We start from the raw sequence: 249 nt of genomic DNA, 5'->3' as shown, positions 1-249 counted from the left end.
AAGTTGTGGTGCAGGTCCCTGAGGATACGGCCGGTGATCTGGCAGGAGATGTCCTGGCGCGGCAAGGCACCACGAGGGCCGCGGTTAGGAGCATGGGCCTTCGCGTCGGGTCGCTTGGGGTCGGGCCGCCCGAGGGCAGAGTGGTGGTCGGTGTCCCAGTACTCGTCGAGCATGTTGTGGCCCATGACGAAGCCGATGGCCCGCTCCGGCAGCTCGAAGTCGACCAGTACGGATTTCTGGTGGTGGGTC

The 249-nt window shown here is 65.9% G+C and carries 1 pseudogene; it reads right to left on the bottom strand.

From position 1 onward, the window contains the following. Positions 1-249: pseudogene (locus tag WFQ67_RS30600) on the bottom strand (phospholipase); the annotation flags it as partial.

Source organism: Pseudomonas sp. USHLN015, assembly GCF_037153275.1.
Classification (GTDB): domain Bacteria; phylum Pseudomonadota; class Gammaproteobacteria; order Pseudomonadales; family Pseudomonadaceae; genus Metapseudomonas; species Metapseudomonas tohonis.
The sequence above is the reverse complement of the archived record's forward strand: the minus strand, read 5'-3'. Positions and strand labels throughout refer to the sequence as shown.